Annotated in this window: 9 protein-coding genes and 1 pseudogene; 3 read left to right on the top strand and 7 right to left on the bottom strand. The window is 65.7% G+C overall.

Annotated elements, in window-relative coordinates:
* Nucleotides 1-90: 90 nt before the first annotated feature.
* From VGP60_RS37610 to VGP60_RS37630, 5 genes are all read right to left on the bottom strand, one after another.
* Nucleotides 91-1,311 (bottom strand): IS4 family transposase, encoded by a 1,221-nt coding sequence (locus VGP60_RS37610; RefSeq protein ID WP_414640465.1) that lies wholly within the window; start codon nucleotides 1,309-1,311, stop codon nucleotides 91-93.
* A 148-nt stretch (nucleotides 1,312-1,459) separates the two neighbouring features.
* Nucleotides 1,460-2,341: a lysophospholipid acyltransferase family protein gene (locus VGP60_RS37615; protein WP_327552993.1), complete on the bottom strand. Its 882-nt coding sequence runs from the start codon at nucleotides 2,339-2,341 to the stop codon at nucleotides 1,460-1,462.
* Nucleotides 2,342-2,349: 8 nt separating this feature from the next.
* Nucleotides 2,350-3,132, bottom strand: coding sequence for a GNAT family N-acetyltransferase (locus VGP60_RS37620; protein WP_327552986.1), 783 nt, complete (start codon nucleotides 3,130-3,132; stop codon nucleotides 2,350-2,352).
* Between the two features lie 193 nt (nucleotides 3,133-3,325).
* The gene (locus tag VGP60_RS37625; RefSeq protein WP_327552987.1) at nucleotides 3,326-4,285 is read right to left on the bottom strand and encodes an electron transfer flavoprotein subunit alpha/FixB family protein; all 960 of its coding nucleotides are present in this window, start codon (nucleotides 4,283-4,285) and stop codon (nucleotides 3,326-3,328) included.
* Between the two features lie 15 nt (nucleotides 4,286-4,300).
* Nucleotides 4,301-5,089 carry an electron transfer flavoprotein subunit beta/FixA family protein gene (locus VGP60_RS37630; protein ID WP_327552988.1) on the bottom strand — a complete coding sequence of 263 codons (789 nt, stop codon included), beginning with the start codon at nucleotides 5,087-5,089 and terminating at the stop codon, nucleotides 4,301-4,303.
* A 259-nt stretch (nucleotides 5,090-5,348) separates the two neighbouring features.
* On the opposite strand from VGP60_RS37630, the gene VGP60_RS37635 reads away from it, so the two are divergent.
* Both VGP60_RS37635 and VGP60_RS37640 read left to right on the top strand, forming a co-directional pair.
* On the top strand, nucleotides 5,349-6,194 hold the full coding sequence (locus VGP60_RS37635; RefSeq protein WP_327552989.1) for a DegV family protein: 846 nt from the start codon (nucleotides 5,349-5,351) through the stop codon (nucleotides 6,192-6,194).
* Between the two features lie 23 nt (nucleotides 6,195-6,217).
* Nucleotides 6,218-6,298: pseudogene (locus tag VGP60_RS37640) on the top strand (SAM-dependent methyltransferase); the annotation flags it as partial.
* A 164-nt stretch (nucleotides 6,299-6,462) separates the two neighbouring features.
* Here VGP60_RS37640 and VGP60_RS37645 read toward each other — a convergent pair.
* Nucleotides 6,463-6,720, bottom strand: a complete 258-nt coding sequence (locus tag VGP60_RS37645) for a winged helix-turn-helix domain-containing protein (RefSeq protein ID WP_327552990.1) — start codon at nucleotides 6,718-6,720, stop codon at nucleotides 6,463-6,465.
* Nucleotides 6,721-6,838: 118 nt separating this feature from the next.
* On the opposite strand from VGP60_RS37645, the gene VGP60_RS37650 reads away from it, so the two are divergent.
* A complete protein-coding gene (locus tag VGP60_RS37650) occupies nucleotides 6,839-7,027 on the top strand; it encodes a hypothetical protein (protein ID WP_327552991.1) in 189 nt (62 codons plus the stop codon).
* Here the strand turns inward: VGP60_RS37650 and VGP60_RS37655 are convergent.
* On the bottom strand, nucleotides 7,024-7,322 hold a 299-nt coding region (locus VGP60_RS37655), incomplete at its 5' end, for a hypothetical protein (RefSeq protein ID WP_327552992.1). The genes VGP60_RS37650 and VGP60_RS37655 overlap by 4 nt on opposite strands.

The raw sequence follows: 7,322 nt of genomic DNA on the forward strand, positions 1-7,322 counted from the left end.
TTGACGGCTCTGGGGTAGCTCCGGGGGCGTCGGGGTGGGTTGGGTCGTGAGGAGATTTCCTGTAGTACTTCGTAGTGGGTTTTCTTTGCCTTATTTGGGGGGAAAATCCGCGTCGCTGGCGATGCTTCGCCGGACGACGCGGAGGCTGCGGAGGAAGGACAGTCTGTCTTCGTCGATGTCGATGTTGTCGGCTGCTTCGTGCATGAGGTGCCGTATCGCGTAGTGGGTGAGGAGCATGCCCCACACTTCCTGCTCGATCAGGTCCGGCTTTTTTGATCGCAGAACCCGGTAGCCTCCGAGTTGATGGGTTTCGATCTCGTCGAGGGTGATCTCGAACTCCCACCGCTCGGCGTACAGCGCCGCCAACTCCAGACCGGGTGCTTCCTCGTGGTCTGTCAGGGTGGTGATGAGTCGTATTGTTTCTGAGCCGGGACGGTTCGATACCTGGTATTCGATGACACGGACCGGGATTCTGGCGCCGTCGGGGATAGTGCGTTTCTTCCCGGCGTTCAGCGCTGCTTTCAGGTTTTTGGGGAGCAGTTCGGAGAGGTAGGAACCGTCCGGTAGTTCTGTCAGTACGGGCAGCGCCAGGGGTGCGGATACCCGCCATAGGAGATGGGCGCTGGTGGCGCACGCCTGTTTCCACAGGTCGTAGCTGAAGAATCCACGATCAGCCGTGATCAGCATGTCGGGTTCGACCTGGTCGAGGAGACGCTCGGTGAGTTCGCGTTCGTAGACCCGCCAGGAATCCAGGACCGCACCGACCATGGCGTGGGTGCCGCATTCGACGAGTCCCACGACACGGATCTGCGGATAGGCGCTCTCGCCGTCTTTGTGGCCCCTTTTGCCGAACCGGTCGACGTTGTCCGGTGTGTCTGGGGTGTCGAGTACGACTCCGTCGATGGCCATCACCCGAAGTCCGTTGTACCACGCTCCGGTCGAACCCGGTGCGGCGAGAGGAACAGCCGCGCGGAGAAACAATTCCCGCAGTGGCTCGGGACCCAGCCGTGTCCGTGCCTGCGTGAGCGCACTCGACGATGGGACGGTCCATTCCTGTCGCCACGTACGGGCGAACCGGAGACCGTTCACCATCTTACGCATCACTTCTTCGTAGGAATCACCGAAGAACAGCGTCAACGCGAGAACGTAATACACGACCACCCGAGCGGGCAGTAACCGCACACGTCGTTCGTTCTTTCGTGTCGTAATCAGTACCTCGTCCACAAGATCACGATGAAAGACACGAGTGAGAACGCCGATACCAATCCGATCCGTCAGCCGATCGCCCACACGACGAGAAACTTCTCCCATGCCGCGAATCTAAGCACCACGACACCACGACCGGCCCGAGACTCGCCGCCACCGACCACACCCAACCCCCAGCCGAGCTCGGCGCACGACTGAAACCAGGGACGCTAACTTACCGGCATTGCTGTCGACAGATGGCGAACCACCTGCGTTACTGCGGTACCTCGAGACTTACCTCGGCCGTGTGGGACACCCGGACACGACGCCGGGCCTGCGCCGGGATGTTGACCGTTCCCAGCGCCGAGTGCACGGCCGACTCGGCAAGCGACGCGAGTTCCCGACGCGTCCGCAAACCGGGGGCGATCTCCGGGCAGATGTAGACCTCCAGCACCAGACCCCGAAGCGAAGCGACCCGACGCAGCGAAGCGATCAAAGACTCCGGCCCGATGAACGCGGGCTGGCTCGTTTCCCGGCCGTCGGCGAGGCGGTAGCGCAGGGCGATGGGACGCACCGGAACACCACCGTCGATGGCCGCCTGGAAGGTAGCGGTGGTGAAATGACCGGAGGCCAGGCCACACCACGTGGTGCCTTCGGGTGTGACGCTGACCAGCGACCCCGCGCGCAACGAATCCGCGAGTTCGGCCATGGTGCCCGGCAAGGTCGAAAGGTGTTCCCGGTCCAGGAAAATACTGCCGCCCCGGGAAACGAGCGTGCCGAGGATCGGCCAGCTCGCGATTTCCTTCTTCGCCAGCGCGCGCATCGGGCGGACGGCGTTGACGGCGATGATGTCCAGCCACGAGATGTGGTTGTTGACCACCAGCGCACCTCGGCCGGAGGCCTGGAAGTCCCGGGAGCCGTGCACGACCAGTTTGACGCCGAAAGCTCGCAGGACCGCGACGAAGATCGAACGCAGGAAGTGCTCCTTCGCCTTGCCACGCAAGGCAAAAAGCGCCGGCGCGAGGACCAGCGCGAGCAGGACGACCAGCCCCGCCAAAGTGATGCGCAGGGTCCGCCGGGGCGCGGAAACCGTCGGCGCGCCGGTGGTCAGGCAGCCGTCGCCGCAGGGTGAGGCCGGCATCCAGGCGTGGCTCACGACTGCGCTCACGACTGAACCCCGAGGAAGAACTTCAGGTATCGCTCGTCGATCTTCTGCAGGTCCAGCAACACGAAGAAGTCCGCGACACCGAAGTCCGGGTCGTGCGCGGGCGGGCCGCAGACCTGGGCGCCGAGCCGCACGTAGCCCTTGATGAGCGGCGGCAGCGTCGAGCGCGAAGGGCGTTCGACACCGTCAGTCACCCAGGGGTGCAGTGGCGTGACGCGTTCGGAATCGGGCGCGTAGTGCTTGGCGCGCAACACATCCCAGACGCCCGCGGCGAAGCTGCCGCCGTCGGCGAGCGGCACGGAGGCGCACCCGGCGAGGTACCGGTGACCGGAAAGCAGCATGTACCGCGCGATCCCGGCCCACACCAGGCTGACGACGGCGCCGCTGCGGTGGTCGGGGTGCACGCACGAGCGGCCGGTCTCGACGAGCGAGCCGCGCAAGCCCGCGATGGCGCTCAGATCGAACTCGCTGTCCGAATACAACCGTCCCGAATGCACGGCCCGGCCGGGCGGCAGCATCCGGTAGGTGCCGACGATTTCACCGCTGTTGTCGTCGCGGACCACGAGATGATCACAGAACTGGTCGAAGTAGTCGACGTCCAGGCCCGGCTGGTCCGAATTCAGGGTCGCGCCCATTTCCTCGGCGAAAACCTGGTATCGAAGCCGTTGTGCGGCAAGGACTTCTGCGTTGTCGTTGGCTACGAGCAGGGAGTACCGGGGCGCGCCCGAGGGGAGCGCGACACCGGCCTGATCGGTGCTGACGAGGACCTGTGACGACGTCATGCCATAGGTGTACTCGCCGAAAAGAAACCGAGGAGAGTGCGATCCGATGACCGATTAGTGCACGTTCAGTTAATTGCGGGTTCTCAGGGTCTTCTCAGGTTCACCTGGCCGCGAAACCACCATGGCCACCTTGGTTGCGCCCGAATCAAATCTGGACGCGACCAAGGTGGCCATGGTGGCACTACAGCGGAGCTCAGCCCTTGCGCTTGGCGACGGCTTCGGTCAGCTGCGGGGCGACGTTGAACAGGTCGCCGACGACACCGAAGTCGGCGATCTCGAAGATCGGCGCCTCCGCGTCCTTGTTGATGGCGATGATCGTCTTCGACGTCTGCATGCCGGCGCGGTGCTGGATCGCACCGGAGATGCCGAGCGCGATGTACAGCTGCGGCGAGACCGTCTTACCGGTCTGGCCGACCTGGAACTGCGCCGGGTAGTAACCGGAGTCGACAGCCGCGCGCGACGCGCCGACAGCGGCACCGAGCGAGTCGGCCAGCTTCTCGATGACGTCGAACTTCTCCGCCGAACCGACACCACGGCCACCGGAGACGACGATCGACGCCTCGGTGAGCTCGGGGCGGTCGCCACCGACGATCGGCTCGACGCCGGTGATCTTCGCGGACTTCGCCGGGTCGATCGCGGGCAGTTCGATGGCCTCTTCGGCAGCGGCGCCCTCGGAAGCCTCCGCCTCGACGCCACCGGGACGCACCGAGATGATCGGCGTTCCCTTGGCGGACTTCGCCTTGACCGAGAACGCGCCACCGAAGACGGACTGCTCGACCGTGCCGTCGGAGTTCACGCCGACGACGTCGATCAGCAGGCCGGAGTCGAGCCTGGCGGCGAGCCGGCCGGACACCTCCTTGCCCTCGGCGGTCGCGGCGACCAGTACCGCGGCCGGGGACGCCGACGCCACGAGGGCGGCGAGCGCGTCGACCTTCGGGGTCACGAGGTACGCGGCGGCGTCATCGGACTCCGCGACGTAGACCTTCGCGGCGCCGTAAGCCGCCAGCGACTCCTTAAGCTTGCCCGCGGTGCCGGGCGTGCCGACGACGACCGCGGACGGCTCGCCGAGCGCACGGGCGGCCGTGAGCAGTTCCAGGGTGACCTTCTTGACCGCACCGTCGACGTGGTCGACGAGAACGAGTACTTCAGACATTCGCGTCTCCTACTCTCAGATGAGCTTCTGGCCAACGAGGTACTCGGCGACCTTGTCGCCACCGTCTCCCTCGTCTTCGACCCGCTGGCCCGCGGTGCGCGGGGGCTTCGGGGCGGCTTCGACGACGGTCGACCAGGCGTTGCCGAGGCCGACTTCACCGGCGTCGATTCCGAGGTCGGCGACCGAAAACGTCTCGACCGGCTTCTTCTTCGCGGCCATGATGCCCTTGAAGGACGGGTAGCGCGGCTCGTTGATCTTCTCGGTGACGCTGATGAGCGCCGGGAGGCTCGCTTCGAGATGCGTGAGGCCCTCGTCGGCGGTCTCGCGGTCGACCTTCACGGTCGTGCCCTCGACGGTCACCTGACGGGCGTGGGTCAGCTGCGGGAAGCCCAGCAGCTCCGCCACGATCGCGGGAACGGCGCCACCGCGGCCGTCGGAAGCCTCGTTACCGGCGATGACCAGGTCGACGCCCTCGACCTTGCCGATCGCGGCGGCGATGACCTTGGCCGTGGCCAGCAGGTCGGAGCCGTGCAGCGCGTCGTCGGTGACGTGGATGGCCTTGTCGGCCCCCATCGACAGCGCCTTGCGGATCGCGTCGGTCGCCCGCGACGGGCCGACCGCGAGCACGGTCACTTCGCCTTCGCCGGCTTCCTTGATCTTGAGCGCCTCTTCCACGGCGCGCTCGTTGATCTCGTCGAGCACCGCGTCAGCGGACTCACGGTCCAGTGTGTGGTCGGATCCGGAGAGCTTGCGCTCCGAATAGGTGTCGGGCACCTGCTTGACCAGGACAACAATATTCGTCATGGGTCTTCTTCGACCTCCCGCTGTTGGCGCGTCCGTCCGCGGCCGGACAGGGCTCTACTCGTCGGTAGATTAGGGCCAAATCCCAGCCTAGGCGCGCTGAGGTGACGCCATTCACCTGGATGAGGCTTTTACCGGGACGATGGTCCCGAAAGTTTTCGCCTGGGCCGATCCGAGGCCGAACGGCCCTGAACTGGGCTTAGGCCGGTCGGGCTAACGCCGGTCTGTTCCGGCACGTCGTTAGGGGTTAACGTCAGCGACCATGCCGGACCGTGTCGCCGTCGTTACAGACTCAACAGCGGGCCTCCCGCCCGAACTCGCCGCCCGCTGGGGTATCCGGGTAATCCAGATCCAGCTGCAGGTGCGCGGGCAGATCGATGACGAAAACAGATACGACCGCGCCGAACTGATCGAGTCGCTCAAGTCCGGTGCGGCGGTGTCCACCACGCCCCCTGAGGTCGGCGCGTTCTTCTGGACCTACCAGGACGCCGTCTCCGCGGGGGCGACCGCGATCGTCAGCCTGCACCTGTCCGGCAAGATGTCGGCCACCGTCGACGCCGCGCGCGAAGCCTCCCAGCAGATCCAGATCCCGGTCTACGTCATGGACACCGGGACGGCCAACATGAGCGTGGGTTTCGCCGCGATCTCCGCCGCCAGGGCCGCCGCCGCGGGTGCCCCGGCGGCCAGGGTGGTCACCGCCGCCGAATACCGGTACGCCACCAGCCGCGAGCTGATCTACGTCGACACCCTCGAGTACCTGCGGCGCGGCGGCCGGATCGGCGGCGCACAGGCGTTGCTGGGCACCGCGTTCTCGATCAAGCCCCTGCTGACCTTGGCCAACGGCGAAGTGAGCCCGCTGGCCAAGGTCGCCGGGACCAGACGCGCGGTGGCCAAGATGGTCGACCTCGCCGTCAAACAGGCCCGCGGGCGGATGGTGGACCTCGCCGTCTCGCAGTTCGGCGAAGACGAGCACGTCGTCTGGATCGCGAACCAGCTGCGCAAACGCTTGCCGCAGGCCTCCGAGCCGTTGCTCGTCGAAGCGAGCATGGTCCTCGGCGCGCATCTCGGCCCCGGCAGTCTCGGGATCACGGTGTCGCCGGTCGCCTGAGCGGGCCGGGATAGGGTCGCGCGATGACCACGCCTGCCCGCGCCGAAGCGCTGCACCTGACCGGAGAACGGACCGTGCCGGGCATCGCCGAAGAGAACTATTGGTTATCAGCGATCTAACCGGTGTGCGACCTGCGGTTTTACCTGTTCACGAGCGACCGGTATGCGCGTAGTTCTCGTGGCACGATCAAGGTTTCATAACTCTCACGGCGTGACGTCGCATCGGCGCTGGTCGGGGCCCTCTATTGCCCAGGAACCCCCACTGCGGGCTAGCCCGATCGGGTGACGTACGTTCCGCGTCCCTTGGTGACTGTGATGAGCCCAGCACTGCGCAGGGACAAGATCGCGGTACGCATGGTCGCCCGCGCAACGCCATAGATCTCGGCCAGCTCGAACTCGTTCGGAAGCTTGGAACCCGCAGGCAGATCGCCGGATTCGATGTCCGCGCGCAGGTCATCCGCAACCTGTTTCCACACCAGGTCCGGCCCGCTTCTGTCGATCCGCGCGGATCGGTCACCCCAGCTCACTTGATCGACGCTATGCCGACTTAGACAGCCCCCTACTCCCGCCGATGTCCACAGACGTCTGTGGATGTCCTATCGTGAACTGGGCATATTCGGTTCCGCGCGGCGCAGGAGGTTTGGGATGACCACTCCGAAGGACCTAGCTCGGGTGAGGGCGCCGGAGTCGGCGCGCAAGGGCCGCGCAGAGCCCAAGGACGTACGCACGTGGACGGCGGTCGAGGTCGAGGTCAGGACGTGTTTTCACTGCAAGGTGACCTACATCAACACCGGGTACGCGTGGCGCTGCGAGCACTGGCACGAGGGGCTTTAGAGCGCGAACTGGATGACCGTCAGCTTCGTGTGCCCGGCCTGAGTGGACGTGTCGGTTCCGCCGGTGACGTTCGAGGTCAGCTTGAACACTGTCGTCCCTGGAGACGCGATCACTCCCGACCAGTGCTGACTGACGCACGCGCGCAGGACGTTGCAGATGGCCTGATCGGCTTCCGCTGCGCCCCCGACCTTCAGCCTGCCCACGAAGGTGTCGCCGATCGTGGTCTGTGCAACGTCGAACGAGCCAATCGCGAACCACGCGGTATTGGGGATCGTCGTCACGATATTCATCGACG

This window comes from Amycolatopsis sp. (assembly GCF_036008905.1).
Lineage (GTDB): Bacteria > Actinomycetota > Actinomycetes > Mycobacteriales > Pseudonocardiaceae > Amycolatopsis.

Excerpts from the sequence above, each read along its gene's own strand:
- VGP60_RS37610 (WP_414640465.1), bottom strand. The coding sequence starts at position 1,311 with ATGGGAGAAGTTTCTCGTCGTGTGGGCGATCGGCTGACGGATCGGATT.
- VGP60_RS37625 (WP_327552987.1), bottom strand. The coding sequence starts at position 4,285 with ATGTCTGAAGTACTCGTTCTCGTCGACCACGTCGACGGTGCGGTCAAG.
- VGP60_RS37650 (WP_327552991.1), top strand. The coding sequence starts at position 6,839 with ATGACCACTCCGAAGGACCTAGCTCGGGTGAGGGCGCCGGAGTCGGCG.
- VGP60_RS37630 (WP_327552988.1), bottom strand. The coding sequence starts at position 5,089 with ATGACGAATATTGTTGTCCTGGTCAAGCAGGTGCCCGACACCTATTCG.
- VGP60_RS37620 (WP_327552986.1), bottom strand. The coding sequence starts at position 3,132 with ATGACGTCGTCACAGGTCCTCGTCAGCACCGATCAGGCCGGTGTCGCG.
- VGP60_RS37635 (WP_327552989.1), top strand. The coding sequence starts at position 5,349 with ATGCCGGACCGTGTCGCCGTCGTTACAGACTCAACAGCGGGCCTCCCG.